The sequence below is a fragment of the Methylophaga thalassica MP genome (assembly GCF_000214595.1).
Lineage (GTDB): Bacteria > Pseudomonadota > Gammaproteobacteria > Nitrosococcales > Methylophagaceae > Methylophaga > Methylophaga thalassica.
This window is the reverse complement of sequence record NZ_AFIG01000001.1, coordinates 611,196-636,117: the sequence shown is the minus strand read 5'-3', so window position 1 is coordinate 636,117 and position 24,922 is coordinate 611,196. Positions and strand designations below refer to the sequence as shown.

24 protein-coding genes are annotated in these 24,922 nt (G+C 42.0%); 14 read left to right on the top strand and 10 right to left on the bottom strand.

Features of this window, described 5'->3' with window-relative positions:
• Positions 1-92 precede the first annotated feature (92 nt).
• The 7 genes from MAMP_RS02990 to MAMP_RS02960 all read left to right on the top strand — a co-directional run bounded on the left by MAMP_RS02990 (position 93) and on the right by MAMP_RS02960 (position 6,286).
• Positions 93-1,862, top strand: a complete 1,770-nt coding sequence (locus MAMP_RS02990; RefSeq protein ID WP_007144502.1) for an ABCB family ABC transporter ATP-binding protein/permease — start codon at positions 93-95, stop codon at positions 1,860-1,862.
• A 200-nt stretch (positions 1,863-2,062) separates the two neighbouring features.
• Positions 2,063-2,506: a plastocyanin/azurin family copper-binding protein gene (locus tag MAMP_RS02985; RefSeq protein ID WP_007144501.1), complete on the top strand. Its 444-nt coding sequence runs from the start codon at positions 2,063-2,065 to the stop codon at positions 2,504-2,506.
• A 184-nt stretch (positions 2,507-2,690) separates the two neighbouring features.
• Complete coding sequence (gene petA / locus MAMP_RS02980; protein WP_007144500.1) at positions 2,691-3,287, top strand: ubiquinol-cytochrome c reductase iron-sulfur subunit; 597 nt, start codon at positions 2,691-2,693, stop codon at positions 3,285-3,287.
• A complete protein-coding gene (locus tag MAMP_RS02975; protein ID WP_007144499.1) occupies positions 3,287-4,513 on the top strand; it encodes a cytochrome b in 1,227 nt (408 codons plus the stop codon). Before petA ends, MAMP_RS02975 begins: the two co-directional genes overlap by 1 nt.
• On the top strand, positions 4,513-5,217 hold the full coding sequence (locus tag MAMP_RS02970; RefSeq protein ID WP_007144498.1) for a cytochrome c1: 705 nt from the start codon (positions 4,513-4,515) through the stop codon (positions 5,215-5,217). Before MAMP_RS02975 ends, MAMP_RS02970 begins: the two co-directional genes overlap by 1 nt.
• Positions 5,218-5,260: 43 nt before the next feature.
• Positions 5,261-5,878, top strand: a complete 618-nt coding sequence (locus MAMP_RS02965) for a glutathione S-transferase N-terminal domain-containing protein (protein ID WP_007144497.1) — start codon at positions 5,261-5,263, stop codon at positions 5,876-5,878.
• 3 nt (positions 5,879-5,881) lie between these two features.
• On the top strand, positions 5,882-6,286 hold the full coding sequence (locus MAMP_RS02960; protein ID WP_007144496.1) for a ClpXP protease specificity-enhancing factor: 405 nt from the start codon (positions 5,882-5,884) through the stop codon (positions 6,284-6,286).
• A 1-nt stretch (position 6,287) separates the two neighbouring features.
• On the opposite strand, the gene MAMP_RS02955 is transcribed toward MAMP_RS02960, so the two are convergent.
• The 3 genes from MAMP_RS02955 to MAMP_RS02945 are packed head-to-tail and all read right to left on the bottom strand — an operon-like array spanning position 6,288 to position 9,875.
• Positions 6,288-7,664, bottom strand: a complete 1,377-nt coding sequence (locus MAMP_RS02955; RefSeq protein WP_007144495.1) for a sigma-54-dependent transcriptional regulator — start codon at positions 7,662-7,664, stop codon at positions 6,288-6,290.
• 12 nt (positions 7,665-7,676) lie between these two features.
• Positions 7,677-9,134, bottom strand: coding sequence for an ATP-binding protein (locus tag MAMP_RS02950; protein WP_007144494.1), 1,458 nt, complete (start codon positions 9,132-9,134; stop codon positions 7,677-7,679).
• Between the two features lie 60 nt (positions 9,135-9,194).
• A complete protein-coding gene (locus tag MAMP_RS02945; RefSeq protein WP_139031825.1) occupies positions 9,195-9,875 on the bottom strand; it encodes a hypothetical protein in 681 nt (226 codons plus the stop codon).
• A gap of 76 nt (positions 9,876-9,951) precedes the next feature.
• On the opposite strand from MAMP_RS02945, the gene MAMP_RS02940 reads away from it, so the two are divergent.
• On the top strand, positions 9,952-10,419 hold the full coding sequence (locus MAMP_RS02940; RefSeq protein ID WP_007144492.1) for a DUF302 domain-containing protein: 468 nt from the start codon (positions 9,952-9,954) through the stop codon (positions 10,417-10,419).
• Positions 10,420-10,447: 28 nt separating this feature from the next.
• Here MAMP_RS02940 and MAMP_RS02935 read toward each other — a convergent pair whose 3' ends face one another.
• The 3 genes from MAMP_RS02935 to gltX all read right to left on the bottom strand — a co-directional run bounded on the left by MAMP_RS02935 (position 10,448) and on the right by gltX (position 14,873).
• On the bottom strand, positions 10,448-11,329 hold the full coding sequence (locus tag MAMP_RS02935) for a quinoprotein dehydrogenase-associated putative ABC transporter substrate-binding protein (RefSeq protein WP_007144491.1): 882 nt from the start codon (positions 11,327-11,329) through the stop codon (positions 10,448-10,450).
• Positions 11,330-11,468: 139 nt separating this feature from the next.
• Positions 11,469-13,247 carry a methanol/ethanol family PQQ-dependent dehydrogenase gene (locus MAMP_RS02930; protein ID WP_007144490.1) on the bottom strand — a complete coding sequence of 593 codons (1,779 nt, stop codon included), beginning with the start codon at positions 13,245-13,247 and terminating at the stop codon, positions 11,469-11,471.
• A 222-nt stretch (positions 13,248-13,469) separates the two neighbouring features.
• A complete protein-coding gene (gene gltX / locus MAMP_RS02925; RefSeq protein ID WP_007144489.1) occupies positions 13,470-14,873 on the bottom strand; it encodes a glutamate--tRNA ligase in 1,404 nt (467 codons plus the stop codon).
• 255 nt (positions 14,874-15,128) lie between these two features.
• Here gltX and MAMP_RS02920 point away from each other — a divergent pair, with 255 nt between their 5' ends.
• Positions 15,129-15,926, top strand: a complete 798-nt coding sequence (locus tag MAMP_RS02920; RefSeq protein ID WP_007144488.1) for a quinoprotein dehydrogenase-associated SoxYZ-like carrier — start codon at positions 15,129-15,131, stop codon at positions 15,924-15,926.
• A 54-nt stretch (positions 15,927-15,980) separates the two neighbouring features.
• Here the strand turns inward: MAMP_RS02920 and MAMP_RS02915 are convergent, their stop codons facing one another.
• Positions 15,981-16,337 carry a hypothetical protein gene (locus MAMP_RS02915; protein ID WP_007144487.1) on the bottom strand — a complete coding sequence of 119 codons (357 nt, stop codon included), beginning with the start codon at positions 16,335-16,337 and terminating at the stop codon, positions 15,981-15,983.
• A 237-nt stretch (positions 16,338-16,574) separates the two neighbouring features.
• Here MAMP_RS02915 and MAMP_RS02910 point away from each other — a divergent pair, with 237 nt between their 5' ends.
• From MAMP_RS02910 to htpX, 5 genes are read left to right on the top strand one after another with little or no spacing between them, the layout of a single operon-like run.
• Positions 16,575-17,441 carry an NAD(P)-dependent methylenetetrahydromethanopterin dehydrogenase gene (locus MAMP_RS02910; RefSeq protein ID WP_007144486.1) on the top strand — a complete coding sequence of 289 codons (867 nt, stop codon included), beginning with the start codon at positions 16,575-16,577 and terminating at the stop codon, positions 17,439-17,441.
• Positions 17,438-18,472: a beta-ribofuranosylaminobenzene 5'-phosphate synthase family protein gene (locus MAMP_RS02905; protein ID WP_007144485.1), complete on the top strand. Its 1,035-nt coding sequence runs from the start codon at positions 17,438-17,440 to the stop codon at positions 18,470-18,472. The genes MAMP_RS02910 and MAMP_RS02905 overlap by 4 nt, the downstream gene beginning before the upstream one ends.
• A 55-nt stretch (positions 18,473-18,527) precedes the next feature.
• Positions 18,528-19,433, top strand: coding sequence for an NAD(P)-dependent methylenetetrahydromethanopterin dehydrogenase (locus MAMP_RS02900; protein ID WP_007144484.1), 906 nt, complete (start codon positions 18,528-18,530; stop codon positions 19,431-19,433).
• 12 nt (positions 19,434-19,445) lie between these two features.
• Positions 19,446-20,561 (top strand): ATP-grasp domain-containing protein, encoded by a 1,116-nt coding sequence (locus MAMP_RS02895; RefSeq protein WP_040576152.1) that lies wholly within the window; start codon positions 19,446-19,448, stop codon positions 20,559-20,561.
• 56 nt (positions 20,562-20,617) lie between these two features.
• Positions 20,618-21,499 carry a protease HtpX gene (gene htpX / locus MAMP_RS02890; protein ID WP_007144482.1) on the top strand — a complete coding sequence of 294 codons (882 nt, stop codon included), beginning with the start codon at positions 20,618-20,620 and terminating at the stop codon, positions 21,497-21,499.
• Positions 21,500-21,539: 40 nt separating this feature from the next.
• Here htpX and MAMP_RS02885 read toward each other — a convergent pair whose 3' ends face one another.
• From MAMP_RS02885 to gmhB, 3 genes are read right to left on the bottom strand one after another with little or no spacing between them, the layout of a single operon-like run.
• Positions 21,540-23,621, bottom strand: a complete 2,082-nt coding sequence (locus MAMP_RS02885; protein ID WP_007144481.1) for an EAL domain-containing protein — start codon at positions 23,619-23,621, stop codon at positions 21,540-21,542.
• A 10-nt stretch (positions 23,622-23,631) separates the two neighbouring features.
• Positions 23,632-24,375: a lysophospholipid acyltransferase family protein gene (locus MAMP_RS02880; protein WP_007144480.1), complete on the bottom strand. Its 744-nt coding sequence runs from the start codon at positions 24,373-24,375 to the stop codon at positions 23,632-23,634.
• The gene (gmhB, locus tag MAMP_RS02875) at positions 24,372-24,914 is read right to left on the bottom strand and encodes a D-glycero-beta-D-manno-heptose 1,7-bisphosphate 7-phosphatase (RefSeq protein WP_007144479.1); all 543 of its coding nucleotides are present in this window, start codon (positions 24,912-24,914) and stop codon (positions 24,372-24,374) included. The genes MAMP_RS02880 and gmhB overlap by 4 nt, the downstream gene beginning before the upstream one ends.
• Between the last annotated feature and the right edge of the window lie 8 nt (positions 24,915-24,922).

Below are 24,922 nucleotides of genomic sequence, written 5' to 3'. Positions count from 1 at the left end.
TCAAGAGTTAAACCCATTAATTATAACTAAAAATCTTTATTGCCGCCGTGCTCACTTACATCATCGCTAATTTAATGCGCTAAACTATACTAATGACATCCAAAAACGATTGGCAGGCAATACGCCGACTTATTCCTTTTATAAAAAAATTTAAAGGCCGTGTATTACTTGCACTCAGCCTGCTCACCCTAGCAAAGCTGGCTAACGTTGCAGTCCCCCTGACACTTAAACATGCTATTGATGCTTTAGATCCCCAGCATCAGAATATCATCTATCTGCCCGTGATGATGTTAGTAGCTTACGGACTTCTGAGACTGGCTAGCAGTGCATTTAGTGAACTTCGAGATGCGCTATTCGCCAAAGTCATTTTTCGCTCTGTTCGTAGAATCGCCTCACAGATACTGGCTCATTTACACGAGTTATCACTTCAATTTCATTTGCAGAGACAAACCGGTGGTATCTCACGCGATATAGAACGCGGTAGTCGCGGCATCAGTTTTCTGATGAACTTCATGATATTCAATATCTTACCTACATTGGTAGAAATTGGATTAGTCACTGCAATATTACTCATTAATTACGACAGTATTTTTGCGATTATCACCACCAGTACAATTCTCATATATATCTTTTATACCCTCATTATCACTGAGTGGCGGATGCGCTATCGCAGGCGCATGAATGAAATGGATTCTCAAGCGAATAATCAAGCGATAGACAGTCTGATTAATTACGAAACCGTTAAATATTTTAATAATGAGGAACTGGAGGTTTCGCAATACGATAAAAAATTAGCGTCGTGGGAAAAATCTGCCATCCATAACCAGACGTCACTGTCCGTTTTGAATATTGGTCAGGGTGTTATCATTTCTGCTGGCTTGACCGCACTCATGCTACTTGCGGGACAAGGAGTAGTTGATGGTCAGTTATCACTCGGCGATCTTGTACTGATTAATGCTTATCTTCTCCAGCTTTATATGCCTCTGGGTTTTTTAGGGTTTGTCTACAGAGAAATTCGTCATTCACTGGCCGATATGGAACGCATGTTTCATTTACTCGAACAACAAAAAGAAATTTCTGATAATGACGATGCAAAGGATATTGATATAAGTTTGGGAGAGGTCAAGTTTGTAAATGTCGGTTTTTCATACCACCCGGATAGAGTCATTCTGAAAAACATTAGTTTCACCGCGAAAGCAGGGCAAAAACTCGCCATTGTAGGACCAAGTGGTTCCGGAAAATCTACCATTATCAGGCTGCTTTATCGTTTTTATGATCCACAAATGGGTCATATAGAAATCGATAATCAAGATATCAAACACGTGACCCAAAACAGCCTGCGAAAACACATTGGCATAGTGCCTCAAGACACCGTTTTATTTAACGATACGATTTACCACAATATTGCTTATGGCAAACCATCTGCCAACACTGAAGCTGTGACTGCAGCAGCGAAACAAGCCAATCTTCATGACTTCATTCAACAATTACCTGATGGCTATAACACTATCGTTGGCGAACGAGGTTTGAAATTATCGGGTGGCGAAAAACAACGGCTTGCCATTGCTCGTACCCTTCTGAAAAATCCCAAAGTGTTATGCTTTGATGAAGCCACTTCAGCACTGGACAGTCATTCTGAACAACGTATTGGCAAGGAAATCATCAATATTAGCCTGAATAAGACGACTTTGGTTATTGCTCACAGGCTGTCCACTATCATCGACGCAAATCAGATTTTGGTGATGGACAAAGGTGAGATTATAGAGCAAGGCACTCATCAACAATTACTAGCCCAAAACGGTGTCTATGCTTCCATGTGGCAGCTACAGCAAAGTCATACAGAAACAAATAACGTTGTATAAGTGAGTTATTTGACGCAAACCACTCACTTTTTTGGACTTTATGACAAAAGTCAGGTTAGTATGTCGCGCGGTTCTAGCCGACTTAAATCAATATATACCAAAGAGATAACTATTTTATCCGTTCAGTTTCGGTTCAGTTTGGTTGTGCCAAACTTGCATCGCACTGGGTCAAATAACCTAAGAAAACAAGAGGATTAATAATGAAATATGGTAAATCACTTATTGCTGCTACTTTAACTGCAGCGACTTTGATGTCAACTTCAGTAATGGCTGAAAACCACACAGTAACAGCCCAAGTGACATCATTCAAACCAATGGTTATTCAAATTCAACCAGGTGATACAGTTTCTTTCGAAAACATGAACGGTCACATCACCAACACTAAATTTGTTGAAGCTGATGGTGAACATGAGTACATCCCAGAAGGCGCAACAGGTTGGACTTCACAAATGGGTGAAAACTTCACAACACAACCTTTAACAGTAGAAGGTGTTTACTTATACAAATGTGACCCGCATTGGGGTGCTGGTATGGGTGGTGTCGTTATCGTTGGTAAACCAACTAACTTAGAAGCTATCGAAGCCACTAAACCTAAAGGCGCTCTGAAACGTCTGGTGAAAAAAGCCGCAAAAGCTGCTAAATAAGTTCGATTAAAATCGTTCCAAGATGAAAAGCCCGCCTAATTCTAGGCGGGCTTTTTTGATCCTTTGCTTCCAGTACTATGATAATATTTATGAGTTTTGTAGTTAACCGCAGCATTGAACAATAATAATTCATGCGGTTAATAGGGAATTTTAAGATTTTCAGAAAGCTGGGAGGACTCCGTCAATGAGTCACAATGTCGATACAGGCAAAAGGCGATTTCTAACCGCAGCTGCCAGTGTTGTTGGTGGGGCTGGTGCAGTCGCCGTTGCCGTACCATTTGTTTCATCCATGCTACCTAGTGCAAAAGCTCAAGCTGCTGGCGCACCTGTTGAAGTGGATATTAGTAAATTAGAAAAAGGGCAATTACTGACCGTTGAGTGGCAAGGAAAACCCGTCTGGATTTTCAGACGCAGCGAGGAAACAATTGAAACGCTTGTTTCATTAGACGATAGACTCGTTGACCCTCGTAGTGAAATGGCCAGCCAACAACCATCATACTGTCAAAATGAAGCTCGCTCTATCCGTGACGAATTGATGGTACTTGTCGGTATTTGTACCCATTTGGGCTGCTCACCTACATACAGGCCCGAATTAGCACCGGAAGATCTTGGAAAAGATTGGAAAGGCGGCTTCTTTTGCCCGTGTCACGGTTCGCGATATGATTTAGCTGGCCGTGTCTTTCAAAATATGCCTGCTCCTAAGAATATGCTGGTACCTCCTTATCATTTCCAGGGTGATAACGTCGTTATCGTTGGTGAAAGTTCAGAAGGAGCTGCATAATGTTTTCCGGATTTATGAATTGGGTTGATGCCCGTTTTCCCGCATCTAAAATGTGGAGAGAACATCTTTCTGAATATTACGCACCGAAGAATTTCAATTTCTGGTATTTCTTTGGGTCTTTAGCCTTATTGGTTTTGGTCATACAAATTGTCACTGGAATATTCCTGACAATGAACTACAAACCTGATGCGGCACTAGCTTTTGCTTCCGTTGAATACATCATGCGTGATGTTCCATGGGGCTGGTTAATCCGCTATATGCATTCCACTGGCGCTTCTGCTTTTTTCATCGTCGTCTATTTGCATATGTTCCGGGGTTTAATTTACGGTTCTTATAAACAACCACGCGAGCTCGTGTGGCTGTTTGGTATGTTGATATATCTCGTATTGATGGCGGAAGCCTTTATGGGTTATCTGCTGCCGTGGGGACAAATGTCTTACTGGGGTGCTCAGGTTATTATTTCACTGTTCGGCGCTATTCCCTTCATTGGCGAACAACTCGCTTTATGGATTCGTGGTGACTTCGTTGTAGCTGATGCAACTCTGAATCGTTTCTTCGCTTTCCATGTTATTGCTTTACCAATCGTGTTACTGGGACTGGTTGTTGCCCACATCATTGCCTTGCATGAAGTTGGTTCTAATAATCCTGATGGCGTTGAAATTAAGAAACTTAAGAATAAAGAAGGCAAACCATTAGACGGTATTCCATTCCATCCTTACTATACGGTGAAAGATATTGTTGGCGTTATTGTCTTCTTATTTATCTTTTCGTTGGTGTTGTTCTATATGCCAGAAATGGGTGGTTGGTTCTTGGAACATGCTAACTTCATTCCAGCGGATCCGTTGAAAACACCAGAGCATATTGCCCCTGTCTGGTATTTCACGCCTTTCTATGCAATTTTAAGAGCGGTGCCAAGCATCAATGCATCAGCATTCCCTGGCGTTGTTGCCATGGGCTTATCCATCGTGTTCTTATTTTTGTTACCTTGGTTAGATAGAAGCCCAGTAAAATCAATTCGTTACCGTGGCCCTTATTTCAAGATTGCATTAACCTTGTTTATTATCAGCTTCTTAGTTTTAGGCTTTTTAGGCACACAACCTGCCACAGAGCTTTACACGCTGATTGCTCAAATTTCGTCAGTTATCTATTTTGCATTTTTCATCTTTATGCCGTTCTACACGAAATTTGATAAAGATAAACCTGTACCAGAAAGGGTAACAAGCTAATGAAACATTTAATTTTTACTGTTTTCCTCAGCCTGTTTTCGGTACAGGCTATGGCTGCCGGGGGTGGTGTCCATTTGGATCACACAGACATTGATATCACCGATCAAGCGTCTTTACAGCGTGGTGCAAAAACATTTGTTAACTATTGCCTGAGTTGTCACCAAGCTGCATACATGCGCTACAACCGTATGGCAAAAGATCTTGGTTTAACAGATGATCAGGTTAAAGATAATCTGATGTTTGCCTCTGACAAAATTGGCGACACAATGACTATTGCAATGCGTCCGGAAGATGCAAAGAAATGGTTTGGCGTGACGCCTCCTGATTTATCGGTTATTGCTCGTTCCAGAGGTACCGATTGGCTATATACCTATCTGAGAACATTCTATCTTGACTCTTCTCGCCCAGTGGGTACCAATAATCTCGCATTTAAAGATGTTGGTATGCCTCATGTTCTTTGGGAGCAACAAGGTTATCAAACAAAGGATCCAGAGACAGGCGAATTAATTGCTCTAGAAAATGCACCGTTATCAACGCATGAGTACAACCAATTAGTGCATGATCTGGTTAACTTTCTTGCCTATATGAGTGAGCCATCTAAACTACAAAGAATGGCTCTTGCAAAATGGGTTCTGCTCTACCTGATAGTGTTTTTCTTGATTGCTTATCCACTTAAAAAAGCCTTCTGGAAAGATATACATTGATCATTATTTGGCATAGCGAAGACATGATAGGATTTGATAAAAAATGAATAGTACTCGCCGTTCTAAAATGACGGTTTTCTCAGATCCTATTTGTCCCTTTAGTCATCAGGTTCGCATTATTCTTCAGGAAAAAGATATTGATGCGAATATTGAAACCTTAATTGATGGCGCTTGGCCGGAAGAGGTCGCGATTGCCAATCCTTATGGAATTGGTCCCACCTTATTTGATCGTGATTTAGTGTTATTCAACGCGAGTGTGATAGCTGAATATCTGGATGAACGTTTCCCTCATCCACCACTGATGCCTGTCGACCCTGTAGCAAAGGCAAAAACACGGCTGATGCTCTACCGAATAGACAGAGACTGGTACTCACACTGGAATGTTATTTCAGGACGCGAAAAAGGTAACGTCAGTAAAGCACGTAAAACGATTCAGGAAGATTTAACGGTGCTTGCGCCATTATTTGAAGACTCAGCGTTTTTTATGAGTGATGAGTTTTCTGTGTTGGACTGCACGCTAGCCCCTCTATTATGGCGTCTTCCGGCATTAAAAATAAAATTACCAGCAAGTGCCAGTGCTGTAGAAAAATATGCACAGAAGATTTTCCGAAGAGACAGTTTCCAACAGAGTTTAACGGCAGCAGAAAAGGCAATGCGATAAATTATGACTTCACAAAAGCCATATCTTATTCGAGCCATACATGAATGGTTACTAGATAATGCTTCTACTCCTTATCTACTGGTCAATACTGACCACGAGGGTGTACAAGTTCCTACTGACTTCGTACGCGATAGTCGTATCGTCTTGAATATCGCACCTGATGCAGTTCGGGATTTAAATATTAGTAATGATTGGCTGAGTTTCTCAGCGAGATTTGCCGGCAAACCAATGGATATATTTATCCCCATCATTGCTGTTCAGGCTATTTACAGCAAAGAAAATAACGAAGGCATGTTCTTTCCGGAAGAAGATATACCAACGCCACCGCCTCCACCAAAAACTGAACCCACGACTCAAAATAACACTAATAAATCAGGAAACCGTCCCAGTTTAAAAGTCGTCAAATAAACTATAATTGATATTTTTCCATGCGATATCGCATGGCCATTCTTGTCAATCCTAGCTCACGTGCAGCACGAGATACATTACCCGCGGTTCGCTCCAGTGCTTTTTCCAGCAGATACTTCTCGACCTGTTCAAGCGTCATATGTCCCAATACTTCGACAGGATCAAGCTGTTGAGATGTTGTGATTGTTGTCTGCATGATCAATTGTGATACATCAATCAAGCCATCGGCAGACATCATCACTGCACGTTCAACAACATGTTGTAACTCTCGGATATTGCCTGGCCAATCATAGTCTTGTAGTGCACTGACAGCCGTTTCTGTAAAAACGGGAGGTTTCAAACCATAACGTCTTGCAACCATCTCAACAAAATGCGCCGCTAATGGTGCGATGTCAATTTTTCGCTCCCGTAACGGCGGCATCTGAAGTTGAATCACGTTTAAACGGAAATAAAGATCTGAACGAAACTCGCCATCAGCGACCATTTGAGGTAAGTCACGATTTGTTGCTGCGATGAAATGTGCATTAACCGCCCTTTCTTGTGTTGCCCCAATTCGTCTTATCTGACGGCGTTCTAGCACATTCAATAACTTTGATTGCAATTCAAGTGGTAGTTCACCTACTTCATCTAAGAAAAGTGTCCCATCTTCGGCCACTTCAATTAAGCCTGCTTTTGCCTGATGTGCATTGGTAAATGCACCGCGCTCATAACCAAATAGTTCAGCTTCGATTAAATCTTTGGGTAAGGCTGCACAATCAACGTGGACAAAAGGCTTGTCTCGCCATTTACCTGACTGATGATAATAGCGTGCAAGCACATCTTTGCCTGTTCCAGTTTCACCATTGATGAGAATGACAGGATATTCAGTCTGAGCGCGGTCAACCAACTGAATGACGCGTTCCATTTGTTGCTTGATAGCCTGCATGGCGTTACTTTGGCCGACCATTACCACAGGTTCTGAACCATGCGTCTCCCGTACATGCGAGTAGTCAAGCTGTTGACTTAGCTTTTGTGTTTGGATCACCTTATTGACTGTGAGTACTAACTCATCCAAATCAACAGGTTTCTTCAAATAATCTGTCGCACCTAACTTCATGGCTCGAACAGCATCTTCTAATTCACCATAGGCGGTCATCATAACCACTGGTATAACATGCCAAGTTTGATGCTCTCTTAACACCTGTAAGAAGTCCAGACCACTGGCATCTGGTAATCTTACATCCAGCAGAATAATGTCTGGTAAAGTTTTTTCCAACACCATGTATGCATCAGAAATGGTTTCAGCAATTGTTGGCGTATGACCCTCTCGCTGCAGACGCTTCATAACAGATTTTGCAAAAAGCGTTTCGTCTTCAATTAATAAAATATTCAATATCAATTTTACTTTACCTTAGGTAATTTTTGGCAGTCTGATAATCACGCATGTTCCATGAACACCATTAGCGTAATAAAAGAGTTCGCCCTGATGTTGTTTCACAACTTTAAGTGTAAAGGGTATGCCCAGACCAAAACTAAGCCGTTTAGTATCATCCCTACCAACAGCATTTTCATCTAACGGATCAAAGTTCATTCCTTTTCCCTGGTCACGAATACTTAATTCAATTTGGTCTGAACTCTCTTTATATTCCAGTCTTAACTTTGACGAAATTGGTGAGGCTTCAATGGCATTCTGTATAAGATTGAATATAGCTTGTTCCATTAAATTAATATCAATCAAAACCTGTGTAGGCTGCAACTCCCATCCTTTCCGTTCGATGTATATCGATTTATCCTTGAGTTGTAAATCCATCATAGCCAAGGTATTGTCTGCCACCTCTGTCAGAGGTTTCTGAGTGAAATGAGCACTTATTGGATGCAGATACGTTAATAATGAAGTCACCCAGCGTTCAAGGCGATCTACAGCGATAATAATATCTTTTAATGCTTCCTGAATTTCAGGCTCTGGATTTTCATCTAATGTGACTTGGGCTGCTGCACGAATACTGGCCAATGGGTTTCTAATGTTGTGAGCAACCAAGGGAACCAACTCGCCCAAAGCGGCTTGTTTTTTTGCTTCAATCAATCGGTCACGATTGACAATAATCTCACTGGCCATCATGTTAATGGCATCAGACAGTCGAATTAACTCATCTACCCCACCACCTTTAATCTCATGATTCAATTCCCCTTTGCTTATCCGCCTTGCGCCTTGCATCACTCTAGCAAGAGGTTTTATGACATTATTATTCACAAAACGCCGTGATAGTAATAATAGCGTTAATGCTAATAAGATCGGGATGGGTACAAGTATGAATAACTGCGACATCCACTTCTGTCGATCATGGGTCAATGCTTGCTGTTTTTTATTGAGTAGACTCTCAAATTGGCTGAAAGCATCTTCGAGTTTTTTAAAGGTATATTTCTCCAGTTGTAGATTCAGCAATTCTTTTTGTTGCTCAGATGGTTGCATGACTCTTAACAGAGTATGCGTTTCATCATGGAACCGTTGATAAGCCAGTTCGATATCAATCACTGCCTGAAACTCGTTTTGTTGTTCAGCTTCCTGCTTTAAGTCTTGGATAAACCCTGTAATTCTATCTGTATATTGTTCATACTCTTCAGGGGCGTCCGTATCCGCAAGAAAGTTCGCATCAAATACTTCTTTCAATTGTCGGTATAACTCACCACGAATGTTTTGCATGTGATTATTCATCGAAGTCAATCGTAAAGACTCTTCAGAACTTTTTTGCCATGCAAAAGCCCAGACGATTCCGACACTGGCAGTCACAAGAATAATAATCAAGAAACTTAGCTCATGTAACAAAAGTGAGCCTTGAATACTTCGGCGAAAGCGGGAAAATAGTTTCATATAAAAAAACGGGCCTTTTCAGCCCGTTTTATGCTGTCCAAGATCAAGTAAATTATTTTTTTACTCGGGCTTATAGCTTTCAAATGTAATACTTTCATCGACTAATGCAGCCTGTCCTTCATGCCATGTATCACCATCTGGCACAATAGTTCTAACTTCATAAATCTCACCTGGGATATCTTCTGAAAGGGTGAAAATATAATATTTGCTGGCATATAGCTTATAACGTGCATTTTTAGGATCGTTAATATATGGCTGGACAATATATTGTGTACCTTTTACCTTTTTACCGTTGTAGTCAATATCGACCTGTTTTTTCTCAGCGCCAGCGGCTAATGCCCAACGAAGTTTGCGTTGGAAATAACGCCATTCGCCGCCTGTCAGGCGTTTCATTTCATGTACATCAAACTCTAAGAAAAGCACAAAAACGCCATTTCCACGCTGGTTTTCCATGGGTTCATAAGGACGTTTATACTGGTTGGTGAAAAAATCAAAAGATAGGTCACTACGACCAGTATTACGGATATTTGATACGTGTACTTTTATTGTGTCTTCACGGGAATCTTCAACGAAGCTTTCTTTTTTATATTTATAGGTTAATGTGCCTGGCTGTGTAATATTTTTTAAATGAGCTTTATCAAATAATTCATTATTTACTTCTGAGAATCCAGGCTCAGCAAAGGCATTACTGAAAAGCACCATAAGCCATCCAGACATCAATACCATTAACAATTTTTTCACTTTGAACCTCTCTCTTTTTTACTTTGATTTTATAGTGTTATTCTAAACAATCATTCATTAAATATAGCTTTAAAACATGAAAATATTTTCCTCAGGCATTGTCAGCTACACTCTTATTATTCTTACATTTCTCTTCTTTACAGCCTGTCAGCAGCAGACTGAAAACAGACTATATGAAAAAGAAAGTCCGTATTCTTTTGAAGATACCTTATTAAACTTAGATATTGCTATTTCAGAACAAAATTACCGCATCATTCATCGAAGTCACATTGGCCAAGCCATTCGAGATCGTGGTGATACGGATTTTCCATTAGCGACGATTACTAATTTTTGTAACATCACTTATGCCAAAGAAATGATGGAAATCAATCCCCAGCTCATCAATGAAATGCCCTGTAATATCAGTGTACGTCAGTCCAACTCTGGTCAGGTTATTATCAGTACCGAATTAATGGATGAAACTTCTCACAACACTAAACAACAGGTATTTGCAAAAAAAATTAATCACAATTTAAAAACAATTATCGGGGCAACGATTGAATAGTCACCCCGATAAAATGTTCAGCTAAATATTAATCGTCATCATCCTTGCGAACCCGCTTTTTAGGATAAGGATTAACGTTATCCAATGACGGCAAATGATATTGCGCCATGATGGCATCAATCTCATCTTTATTTTCTGTCAGGAATTGGTTTAATAGCGCATTCCATTTTTTGTCTTGATAACGCGTTCCCATACTAAAGCTGAACACATAGGCCTCACCCAGCTCATTTAGAGGCTGAACAACCATTGGCACATCTGACTCACTAGCATAGTAACCAGCAATGGGCCCCCACAATAACGCAACATCGATATTACCTTTGGCGAGCTCATCACTAATAATACGTCCAGCATTCACTCGAGCATCACCAGGCATCATTTGGAAATATTGAATTTGATCAGCTAAACCGAGGTCTAATAGCGCTTTTGTTGTTACACCACGATCAAAGATACCGATACGTAATGGTTTACCATCTTTTTTTGCCGTGACAATATCTTTCATCTGATGAAGCTCATAGCCTTCTCCTTTGCGGTAGACCATTGCTTCAATTGAACTCCAATAGGGTTTAGTCGGTTTTAAGAAATCTGTATGTTCAGGAATACTCATTGCGACATCGCAATAAAACAATCCTGTCTCAGGATCTACTTTTTTAATTGTGTTACGTGAAAAGCCGATACGTTGCGGGAAATAATAATATTCAACGGGTAACCCCAATTCTTTGCCTAATAACTCTGCGATCTTATTATCAAAGCCTTCACCTTCTTTATTTGAATAAGGCAGGTTGTAACCGTCAGCACAAACGCGCACGGCTTTTTGTCCAGGGAGGGGTTTTAAATCACCAGCAGCAAATGCTGTGGTTGTACCCAGAAGGACTCCCATAATAACTAGTGTCCAACGCTGTATTTTGGTCATTCTCTCTTCCTTTTTTTGATTATGAAAAACTTTCGACCATAAAGCTAACATATTTGTTTCAAAAAAAAGACCCGACATCAAAAGATGCCGGGCCTTTTATTCAGATTAAGATTACGGAGTAATCTATATCATCTGGGTCTTACAGGCTGAATACACTCAGAACACCACCCAGGTTAGTCCAGCTAGACAGTGATTTGTATGCACCGACTGCGCCAAGACCATCTGTGTCATTTTCTAAGCTTGGAATCGCCATACCGATACCAGCCCAACCACCGACACCAGACAGTACAGAAATATACTGTTTACCGTCATGTTTGTAGGTGTTGACGTTACCGATAACGCCTGATGGAGTTTTGAATCTCCACAGCTCACGACCTGTTTGCGCATCAACGGCTTTCAGGTAACCTTCTAATGTACCGTAGAAGACGACGTCAGAAGCGGTAGCTAAGGCACCAGACCAGACTGAGAAACGTTCTGGGTTTGACCATACGATCTTACCTTCACGTGAATCCCAAGCGATGAAGTTACCTAAGTGTGTACCACCTGGTGCTGGGAACATGCTTAATGTTGCACCAACGTATGGTTGACCTGCTACGTATTCCACTTCAAATGGTTCATAGTCCATACAAACGTGGTTTGTTGGGACATAGTGTAAACCAGTACGTGGAGAGTACGCTGAAGGCTGTTGGTCTTTAGAACCTAAGGCCGCAGGACAAATACCTGTTGTGTTAACGTCTTCACCGTTACGTGCAGTAGAGTATTTCGCTACACGATCATGTAAACCAGTTTTCAGGTTCACACCGTTTGACCAGTTAACCGCTGGATCATATTTTTCAGCCACTAACAGTTCACCAGTGACGCGGTCCATGGTGTAACCAAAACCGTTACGGTCAAAGTGGACAGCGGTTTTACGCATTTTGCCTTGCAGTTTTTGATCAACAAGTACAACTTCGTTAACACCATCATAATCCCACTCATCGTATGGTGTCATTTGGTAAACCCATTTCGCCATACCGGTGTCTAAGTCACGACCCCATAGAGACATTGACCATTTGTTGTCACCAGGACGTTGAACCGGGTTCCAAGTTGATGGGTTACCGTTACCGTAGTAGAACATGTTCAGATCAGGATCGTATGAATACCAACCCCATGTTGTACCACCACCAATTTTCCATTGGTCACCTTGCCAAGTTTTCAAAGATGAATCTTTGCCAACTGGTTTCAGCATAGACATGGTTTTGCTTGGATCAACTAACATTTCTTCATCAGGACCCGTGCTGTACGCTTTGTATTTAACGTTACCATCTAAGTCATAGGCTTGAACGTAACCACGTACACCAAACTCACCACCTGAAATACCGACGATGACTTTATCTTTGAATACGTGAGCTGCTGCAGTGCTAGTCGCACCACGTTTTGGATCATCACGTTTGTCAGACCAAACTACGCTACCGTCAGCGGCATTCAGAGCAACTAATGTTGTATCCGCTTGGTTCAGGAAGATTTTTCCATCGCCATAGCTTAAACCACGGTTAACCGTGTCACAGCACATAACAGGCACTGTTTCATCGTAGTTTTGTTTGGGTTCATATTTCCATTTGATCGCACCGTCGTTGTTTAAGTCCAACGCATAAACGATGTTTGGAAATGGTGTGTGAACGTACATAGTACCGTCGATAACCAAAGCGTTACCTTCGTGACCACGTAAAACACCGGTTGAGAAAGACCATGCCATGTTTAAATCTTTAACATTGTCTTTGTTGATTTGTGTTAATTCAGAGTAACGTGTATTCGCATAGTTACCTGCTGGCATAACCCAGTTGTTTTCATCTTTTTGCATTTCCAATAATTCATCAGCTACTGCCAGACCTGGAACAGCTAATGTCATCATTGCGATTGATAAAGTTTTCAGCTTCATAAAGTTTTCCTCTTTATTGCTTTCTAGTTATGTACGACACGAAAATTGTTCAGTGTTGAACCTCATGCGTAGGGCAACAATAATCTTGAAGAAAACGTTAGTCAAGCATATTTCCCATCTTTTTTATGATATTTTACTTATAACTTTCGGGAATTTTTTCCCGAAAGCATAAGTGAATGAAATTTATATATTTTTTAGTTAGTACAGGTTTTTAGTCCTGTTTCAGCCCTGATTAATAATCCAGTCAATAGCTAGTCCGATTGCTTCCAATGTGCGCTCACGACCCAGTAATTCGAGTGTCACATCCAGGGAAGGTGACACTGTATTTCCTGTGATAGCCACCCTGATTGGCTGGGCAACTTTCCCCATACCTACTTCATGCTTTTCGGCACAGACTTTTATTTCTGTATGGATGGGTTCTGCAAGCCAATCTGTAATTTGTGATAAGCGTGTTTTCATATCTTGCAACAAAGGTAAGCTCGTCTGGTTCAGGTTTTTCTTTGCTGCCTTCTCATCATAGCTGCTGACTTTTTCATAGAAGAAAATACTGCTATCAGCCATTTCGACAAGCGTTTTTGCACGTTCCTGATAGAGCTCAGCAATTTGCTCAAGCGTAGGCCCTGCAGACAAGTCGACTGACCGTTGCTCCATATGCCAAGCCAAATGTTTTGCAATATGGGATGCAGGACTATTTTTGATATATTGCTGGTTCAACCACAGTAGCTTCTCAGTATTAAAACTAGAAGCTGCTCTGTTAACATCCTCAATATCAAAAAACTCGATCATTTCTTGTATCGAAAACACTTCCTGATCACCATGTGACCAACCCAGTCTCACTAAATAGTTTAATAATGCTTCTGGTAGATAACCTTGATCGCGATAACTCATGACACCTACCGCGCCGTGGCGTTTTGACAATCTGGCACCATCATCACCAAGGATCATCGGCACATGAGCAAACTTCGGTGGTTCAGCACCAAGAGCGTTGAAGATATTAATTTGTCTGGGTGAATTATTGAGATGATCGTCACCACGTATTACATGGGTCATCTGCATATCCATATCGTCGACAACGACAGTTAAGTTATACGTGGGGGTGCCATCAGGACGTGCAATAATCAAATCATCCAGCTCAGCATTTTTAAATTCGACATCACCTCTAATCATATCTTTCACCACAACACTGCCGGATGTTGGATTTTTGAAACGAATAACAGGGTCAATGCCAGGTTTAGGTGCTGTTAAATGTCTGCAACGCCCGTCATAGCGAGGCTTTTCTTTGTTGGCGCGTTGCTTTTCACGCATATCTTCCAATTCATCTTTAGAACAATAGCAATAATAAGCATCACCTTGATCCATCAGCTGCTGAATGATTTCTTTATAACGATCGAAACGTTGAGTTTGATAAAAAGGCCCTTCATCATAATCGAGCCCCAACCAGGACATACCATCGAGAATCGCTTGTACAGATTCATCCGTCGAACGTTCAAGATCGGTATCTTCAATGCGAAGTACAAATCGACCACCATGTTTACGGGCGTAAAGCCATGAAAACAAGGCTGTTCTCGCCCCACCAACATGTAGATAACCTGTTGGACTTGGTGCAAAACGGGTACGTATAGTCATGTTAGAAACTCTCAACTGGATTGATTCAATAAAGGCCGATATTGTACCAGTTGAAAGCCCATATATCGCGATTCTGATCAATGGACGAATATTTACAGAACCACTGCGCCCTAATGCTTTTATGGAAACGAAGATATCTAGTTTTAACCAGGTAATTTCGTGATATCAGCCGACACAAGCAGAACAAGGAACTTTTCCCATACATAACTTCTCAAAAATCTTACAATAACAATAACGACTTATTGGGAGAGAAAAATGTTTAGTCGATTATCAACAATAACACTAGTGGGTTTGGCCTTACTTATAAGTAGTTACTCGATCATGGCAGCTACGCCGGAAGAACCCGTATGGCCTGCGCTTAAACAAACTTACTTTGGTGACAAAACAATACAAGATGATGCAAATGATGTATTAGTTTTGGAAGCACCAAAACGTGCTGAAGACGCAGCCATTGTTCCAATCACGATAAAATCATTAAAACCACAAACAAAAGATAACTACATAGAAAACATATACGTATTTATCGATAACAACCCGATGCCTTACTCGGCAAAGTTCCACCTTTCCCCGAACCTAGGTAGCGTGGATTTATCAACTCGAATGCGGGTTGATCAATATACCTATGTTCGCGCTGTCGCCGAAATGAACGACGGCAGTTTATATATGGTGTCGCGCTTTGTGAAAGCCTCTGGTGGCTGTAGTGCTCCTGCTGGCAAAGATGCCGCCGCCGCATTAGCACGTTTAGGCAAAATGCAGCTAAGAATGCGTCAACCAACCATCGGTGAACCGGTTCAGGCGCAGATGATCATCAGTCATCCCAACTACAACGGACTACAATTTGATCAAAAGGCACGTAAATACATACCGGCACATTATGTGGATAAAATTGATATCAGCTATAACGGTCAACCCTTAATAAGTGTTGATGCTGGAATATCTATCAGTGAAGATCCAAGTCTTCGATTCACATTCACACCTGAAGAACATGGAAAATTAGAAGCGAAAGTACGTGATACTCAATCAGAAGAGTTTGAAATAGAAAAAGACATTTAACCGAACCACAAATAAAAAAGGCCGCTTAAGCGGCCTTTTTTATTTGAACATTTATTAATTGTGAATACGACACTCTTTATAAGCTGTTTCATTCACTTGTTCGAAAAGTTTTAAACCTTTCTTAAGGCCTTTGTCGTCTCTGAACTCCGCCCCTTTATCAGCAGGTAGGTTCTTGTACATAAAGCCAGCACTAATATCTTCAAACTCTTTTTCGGAAAAGGCTTCTGCCATTTTATCCGCCACACAAGAACATTTATGAACACCTTCATAAACATTCATTTTAGGATTAGCTTCCATACAATCCATCACAAAATGTACACGGGTTACCGTAGAAAAATCATTGGACATTGCCATTGTTGGCAGTAACGCCAAACCTGTAGCAAACAACGTAGCAGCTCCAGCAATCTTCATTCATTCTCTCCTATAAATTATTATTCATCAGTTTGGATGAGTTGTGACTCAGCCTTATAGTATTAAGTTCCACTTATCCTGATTTTGATACAGAATTAGGTAGATATATTACATGAATTCTTCACCATCTTCCGCCATCGCAGATAGACGAAAAACGCTTTATTTTCACACAAGAGCAACATCAGGTAGAATTTCTTATTGATTCAGACACTATTAATACAGGCGGGAGATAGCCAAATGAAAAAATTGTTATTGCACTTGGATACCGATCCAGTTGCCAGCACCTTCGACCAAGCAGTCGCTTATGATGCTGGAGTCGATAACATTATTGCTCATGGCGGCGCGACACGTGACAATGTCACACCACATGTCCACGGCATGATTTTTACTCGTGGCGGTAAAAACTTAAAAAATAGCGCGATTTTCATCGGTGGCTCAAATGTCCCTGCCAGCGATCTGGTTGGTAAAGCAGTTAAAAAAGCGTTTTTTGGTCCAGTCAGCGTATCGGTTATGCTTGATCCTAACGGCTCAAATACCACTGCCGCGGCTATCGCCCGAAAAGTGCTAACAGATTACGATGTGAAAGATAAAAACGTTGTTATTTTAGGTTCAGGCCCTGTTGGCCAACGTACTGCACTTTATATGCTGAGAGAAGGTGCAAAAAAAGTGACTTTAACGTGCCGCAGCATGGAAAGAAGTAAAGCGACCGTCAAAGAAATGAAAGAACATTACGGTGTTGAGGTTCTTCCAGGTGAAACACGCAGTGATGAAGCGGTTAAACGTGTCTTATCTGATGCTCATGTTGTGATTGCTGCTGGCCCGGCGGGTGTCTGTGTTGTGCCGGAAATGGCACTGGAAAACAATACCTCTATTGAAGTTGTTGCTGATGTTAACGCTGTACCTCCCCTCGGTGTGGCAGGTATGGAAGTTATGGATAATGGCACAGAGAAAAATGGCATGCGTTACTACGGCGCAATTGCCATTGGTAACTTCAAAATGAAAGTCCACCGTGGCGCTATCGCTTCACTTTTTGAAAGTAATGATGCCTTTTTGGATGAAACCACGATTTACGACATTGCCTGCAAGATTGATAACGAACAGTGAAACAACAAACTGCTGAAGCTGAAAGCCTGACGGCAATGTCATCTGTTACCGTTCAGGCTCCGGCCAGGCTCCATCTGGGATTTCTTGATTTAAATGCTGAAATTGGTCGCAAGTTCGGTAGTATCGGCGTGGCGATCAATAGCCATCACACCATCATTCAAATATCCCCCGCTGAGAACTTCCTTATTCAAGGTAAAGACCTGACGGATAATTTGAAACTGAAAATCAGACAAATTTGCGAACGTTTTTATGAAAGTATCGGTAGTCAGATTCCTTCCGCAAACCGATGCATCAATATTTGTGTAAAACAAACCATTCCTGAGCACTCAGGTCTGGGGTCTGGGACACAACTGGCCTTAACTGTAGGTACGGCCCTTGCCAAATTTCATGGTATATCAATCTCCACACCCTCTATCGCGAAGCAGCTAGGTAGGGGGAAACGCTCAGGTATCGGCATTGCTACTTTTGATCATGGCGGGTTTGTGATTGATGGTGGATTAAAACCAAACCAGACTGTACCTCCTATTCTGGCTCATATGGATTATCCGGCAGACTGGAAAATAGTATTGGTTATGGATCCTCATCATCAAGGTATACATGGCACTGCCGAGGTACAAGCGTTCCATGAACTACCTATTTTCCCTCAAGAAAATGCACGATTAATTAGCCATTTGACATTGATGTGCTTGTTACCTGCACTCATAGAGAAGTCTTGTGATGACTTTGGCAAAGCAGTCACCGATATTCAAGCTTTAATTGGTGATCATTTTGCAAAAGCACAGGGTGGAAGATATACCAGCAAGCGAGTTGAATCTTGCTTATTAGAAGCACAAAGATTAGGTCATTCAGGAGTAGCACAGAGCTCATGGGGACCAACTGGCTGTATCTTTGTCGAAAATGAGGCTAAGGCAAAACAATTAATCGAGCATCTTACCCAGTTTGCCAAAACCACTTTTTCGGATGGTAACGCCCCCATCTTTATTCAGACATCTGCTGATAATCATGGTGCAGTTATTGAATCCTCTATGTAAGTGTGGCTATTATCACAACTCCAGCCGTAATTTGATTTTATTATAAGGATTAATTATGTCCAAACGTTCGATTATTCACATGCTCAATCCAATGAAGCATAACAGCCCTTTTGACATTAACATGGCGTTAGACGCTGGTTACGATGTACTCATTCCATACTCTCATGTTGAGTTGAGTGAAGTCGCAGGATTAACTCAAGATGCCATATTTTCCCGTGGCCCTTCTGGCGTGAAAAAAACAGGAATGTTCATTGGTGGCCGTGATATCGGATTAGCCATGGACATGCTGGATTCAGCCAAAAAATCGATGGTGCCACCATTTGAAATTTCAGTATTTGCAGATCCAAGTGGTGCATTTACCACTGCAGCAGCTTTGGTTGCTTGTGTCGAACGTGAACTAAAAAGCAAATTTCAGCAAGAATTAAAAGGGGCTAAAGCCGTTGTATTTGGTGGAACAGGTCCAGTAGGTATTGCCACAGCAGTCATTGCTGCACTCCAAGGTGCTGAAACTGCGATTGTTGATCACTTTTCTATTGATACAGCACTTGAATTTGCAGCAGAAGCTAAAAAACGTTACGGCGTCGATTTACGTGGAACAACGGCAGCATCTGATGCTGACAAGGCTCGTCTATTATCTGATGCAGATATCGTTTTCTGTGCGGCAAAAGCCGGTGTTCAAGTGTTAAATGCTTCTGTACTTCGTGATGCGACAAAACTCAAAGTCGCTGGTGATGTCAATGCGGTTTCACCTCTGGGTATTGAAGGCGTTAAATTAATGGACTTTGGTGCACCTCTGACTCATGCTACGAATTCACCTGATGCAGTAGGGATTGGTGCCTTGGCTATTGGTGATATTAAATACAAATTACAGCAAGCTTTACTGAGAGAAACCCTAGAATCAGAAAAACCTGTATATCTTGATTTCCGTAATGCTTTTGAAGGTGCGCGTAAACTGGTTTAACACAGTCAGGCTATGCCACAAGGGCAGTTACCTTTACTCATATTTGCGCAAACTGCTCGATTTATTGCACAGTCCGCGGCCCAACTCGGTTACCAGACCTGGGTTGCGGACTGTTTTGCAGATACAGATACCCAGCGCGTTTCCGATCGATTACTTCGCTTACCTTCGTTAGATAAACTCACAATAGCCCCCTTGCTCTCATCGCTTGATTCTCTGAGCCAACAGCAGCCGTGTATGTTGATTTGTGGCGCTGGAATCGAACGTTTTTACCCTGTTCTGGAACAGTTACCCCCTCATATTCAACCATTAGGCAATACCTTCCATACTTTTGAACAACTACGCTCAGCTGATCAGTTTTTTCCATTACTCGACAGACTAGGTATTCCTTATCCTGAAACTCACCTCATCAGCCCTCCAGACAAAAATAAAAGGCGCTGGCTCAGTAAGGATATGAAGAGTTGTGGGGGAACACATATTAAACACACCAATCTTTACTCTGATGAACAGGTGATTTTCCAGGAATATATCGAAGGTAAATCTGCTTCAGTAAGCTTTATTGCTGATGGAAAGGCTGCTTCAGTCCTTGGTTTTAATGAACAGATTCATGACAAACACACCTTCACCATACAACAGCTTACTAACCAGATTGCTCTCAATCCATCTTCACAACAAAAAGTAAGCACAGCGTTACAGCAACTCATTACAGCAACGGGTTTTAAAGGGTTTGGCAGTCTCGATTTTCTAATCGATGAGGCAGACAATATCTACATTCTTGAATTGAATCCAAGGCTATCTGCCTCAGCAGAACTCTATTCCAACTCAGGTGATATTTTACGCAGACATATTCAGGCTTGTATGAGCACCCAAGCAGATAATCTAGCTTATCAAGACATACAAAAACATAGCATAAGAACATTATCTTACTTGTTTGCTGATAAAAATTATCGTGTTCGTGAAAAAGCAAACTGGCCACCTCAGGCTCACGATATTCCTTCTGACCAGCAGATGATTCATTCAGGTCAACCTATCTGTACATTAATCATCGATACTGAGTTCGAACATGCATACCAGAATATTCGTCATCAACTGGAAACTGAGATAGTGAAAAATTGTCTTTATCCTGCTTGAAAATAGCAGGGACTCTACCCATATTAACCATGATTCATTAAGACAGGATTGAATGCATGAAACGCATATTACTTTTTCTTGGCACCAATATAGCTGTACTCGCCGTATTAAGCATTACAATGAGATTGCTGGGCATTGACAGTCTATTGGATGAGCAAGGTGCAGGCCTTGATATGAATGCCTTGATTATCTATGCAGCCGTTATTGGTTTCAGTGGCTCCATCATTTCGCTGCTTATCTCAAAATGGACAGCTAAACATCTGACAGGCGCCCAGGTCATTGAGCAACCTAAAAATGACACAGAACGCTGGCTGGTCAATACCGTTAAACGCTTAGCACAACAAGCGAATATTGGTATGCCAGAAGTCGCTATCTACAACTCTCCACAACCGAATGCCTTCGCAACCGGTGCGAACAAAAATAATGCACTTGTTGCCGTAAGCACAGGTCTTATGCAATCCATGACTCAGGATGAAGTAGAAGCCGTACTGGCTCATGAAGTAAGCCATATCACTAACGGGGATATGGTGACAATGGCCTTAATTCAAGGTGTCGTGAACACCTTTGTTATTGTTTTATCTCGCGTCATTGGTCATCTCGTCGATAGAACCGTATTTAAGGTAGAACGTGGCCATGGCCCGGCATTCTGGATCACTTCAATTATTGCCGAGCTAGTGCTTGGTATTCTGGCGAGTATCATCGTGATGTGGTTCAGCCGTCAGCGTGAATTCAGAGCTGATGCCGGTGCTGCAAGTCTGGTCGGCGCTCCCAAGATGGTGGCCGCACTGCAACGTTTAGCAGGCACATCAACCGAACCATTACCTGATCAGCTTCACGCTATGGGCATCTCCGGAGGCAAAGGCGGCGGTCTGTCAGCATTATTTATGACGCATCCACCGTTAGAAGAGCGCATCAACGCCTTACGTGGAAACCGATAATGATCAATAAAAAAGCCGGGCAAGCCCGGCTTTTTTTACGTTAAAGCTCGTCATCTTCAAAGTTATAGTTCATCTCTGCTGACGGTTCATGAATATAATAGCCTTGGGCATAATCTACGCCTAAACGCCACAATAGAGCTAGACTATTAGCATCAGATACAAACTCAGCGATCGAGCGTTTACCCGCTTCTTTTGTCATCTCAATAATCGCTTTAACAGCCGCCTGATTTTCAGCATCATGTGCCATATTTTCGACAAACGTGCCGTTGATCTTTAAATAATCGACATTAAACGCTTTCAGACTATTGGAGAAATCGATGCCGGAGCCGAAATGTTCCAGACCAAACTCACAGCCTAAACTCTGTAAACGCTCGATAACATGACTCACTTGCTCAACATTATCAATCGCCATTGTCTCACTTACTTCAAAAATGAGAGACCGAGCTGTCAGCTGTTGAGCGGATAATGACGCAGACAACCAATCAACAAAAGCTTCTTCATGCAGACTTTGTTCAGATAACTTGATAAAGAAGCGTGTTTTAGGAAACCGTTGACGATGAATGGTTAATGCTTTTAAGGCACTGCGAATCACCCATTTATCAATTTCTGTCATCATTTTTAACTGAACGGCATGATGAATAAATTTATCCGCTGCAATAAATTCATCATTCACCTGAAGTCGGAGCAAGACCTCATAAAATTCCTGTTCTTCGCCATGTAAACTCACAATAGGTTGATAAAACAAAGTGAACTTATCTTCCTGCAGTGCTGTTTGCAGCTGTTTGTGCCAGACTTCGCTCGACTGTTGTTCAATTTCACTGCTTTGAGCATGAAAACGCATCACCTGATTACCACCCGCATGCTGTGCTTTCATCGCCGCTCTATCTGCATTTTCCAATACAGCCTCAGCCGTTAGCTGACTTTCATTGATTCGGGCGATACCAACACTACAGTGTAAATCAATCGTTTTACCCGCCACATGCGACACATAATCATCAATGGTTCTGCGGAAAGATTCAGCTCGCTCATCAATATAGGCGTCATCATGATGAGGAACAATTATCGTAAAGACCTGATCACCGTAATGACCAATAACTTCATGTTCAGCAAGATTATTCTGTAACAAGTCAGACACACTTTTTAGAATAACTTCACTGGTACCTAATCCCACTTTTTCTTTAATGGATAAAAAGTCATCCAATGTCAGATATAAAAGCTGTGCATCTCCTTCTCCCTCTGCAGCACGGCGAACCGTTTTTTCCAACTCATCAATAAAGCGGCTACGGTTGTATAAGCCGGTGAGCTGGTCATGCTCATCAATAAGCGTGACCACAGGCGCTGTTTGCTCATTGATTACCGTGTCATCACGAATTACAACCTGCGTGCAATCCTCGCCTTCTACCCGGGCATGACTGAACTGAATTTCTGCTTTAAACGTAACACCCTCAGCTGTAAGACCATTACCCATTAGGGTTACCGGGGGCGCATCAGGTTGTTCCGTAAATTGCCTGAACACGGCTTTAAACTTAGGATGATCATCTGCACTAAATAAATCCAGAATAGGTAATCCGGCAACATCTTCAGATTCGTGATAACCAAATAAGTTTAAGTAGGCCTGGTTAACATAAATATGCATTCCTTCATGCATATAAGCGACAGCATCTCTGGAGCTATCTAAAAGCGTTTTGGAGCGCTTCTCACTCTCTCTGAGCGCTCGTTCATTACGTCGTGCCAGACGTCTTATGAAAAGATTATCAATCTCACGATTAATCACAAATTGCAGGCGCTGTTTATCCTCAAACAACACAATATCTTTCGCGTTTGTTGTGAAATAGTCAGCTTCATGTGTTTTATCATCGGTAATGATGATACAGGGCAAATCTTTATCTAAATGTTGAATCAGATTGAGGATATCCATCGGCTGGACATCAGCGACATGCTCGCGGCATAAGATGAGTTCCCAATTCTGGGCTGATAACAATTTTTCAATCGCGGCAGGCTTATCTTCCCTTGTCGCCCGCACAGCATGACCAGCACTACGCAGCACATTGACAATCACGTCTGCATCCGTCAAAGAACTATCAATAATTAGTACTCGTAAAATGCCTTCTGCTCTCGCCACAGTCGCCACCTTATTGTTCTTTCTTTTTATCCAGAAGCATCGGTTTCTTCCCTTCCAGTTTGGTCTGTTGCAGTTCCATCCAGTCAAACAACTGTTGATTTAACTCGGCTGCAGAGAGGCTATCAGTAGCCATCTTTTTGCCTATCGTCATTTTTATCACACCGGGGTATTTCAAAAACCCATGTTTAGGCCATGATTTACCGGCATCATGACACACCGGAATAACAGGATATCCGGTTTCTTTTGCAAGTCTGGCACCGCCAATACCAAAGCGACCAATATAACCTTTCGCTATTCTTGTGCCTTCAGGAAAAATAACCACCCAGGCACCAGTGCTTAACCGATCCAAGCCTTGTTCTATCACTTGATTCAGCGCTTTTCTCCCAGCTTTGCGGTCTATAGCAATAGGGTTTAGAGAAGCTAGCCCCCAACCAAAAAACGGAATCCAGAATAATTCACGTTTCAATACCCACACCTGAGGCGGAAAAACAGCCTGTAATGCCAGCGTTTCCCACGAGGATTGATGTTTACAAATAATCACAGCGGGCTTATCGCCTATATTTTGGCGACCTTCGACCTCAAGCTTTACCTGACAAATTTTGTCCAATAGCCAGATATTGGATTTCGCCCACTGGCTGACCACGGCATAACGCCATTTAAACGGTAATGGCCATAACAGAACGCCTAAACAGGAAAACAATACGGCTGTAACAGCATGTAAAATAAAGAAAATAGTGGAGCGAATATAGATCATTGCAGTTTGCGTTCTAATAGGGCCGTGGCGACACTCGCCAAATCTTCATAAACCTCAACACCATCCGGAATGCCTGCAGCCAGGGTTCGTTCACCTTTGCCGGTTTTGACCAGGATAGGTCGGGCTTGTGACAACATCGCTGCCTGAATATCACGTAAGGAATCCCCCACTGCAGGCACATTTTCCAGATTCACTCGTAAACGATGAGCTAAATCCACAAACGAACCGTTCTGAGGTTTACGACACTGACAGTCATCTTCCGGACCATGAGGACAAAACATAATCGCCTCAATTTTGCCGCCGACCTGAGCCAGCATCCGACGCATTTTGCTATGAATACGATTTAAGGTTTCCACATCAAATAAACCACGCGCGATACCCGACTGATTGGTAATCACCACCACCCGGTATCCCGCATAATTTAAGCGAGCAATCGCTTCGAGGCTGCCTTCAATCGGCTCCCATTCTGCCGGATTTTTTATAAAATCATCCGAATCATGATTAATGACGCCATCTCGGTCCAGAATAATCAGCGACATAATTGCTC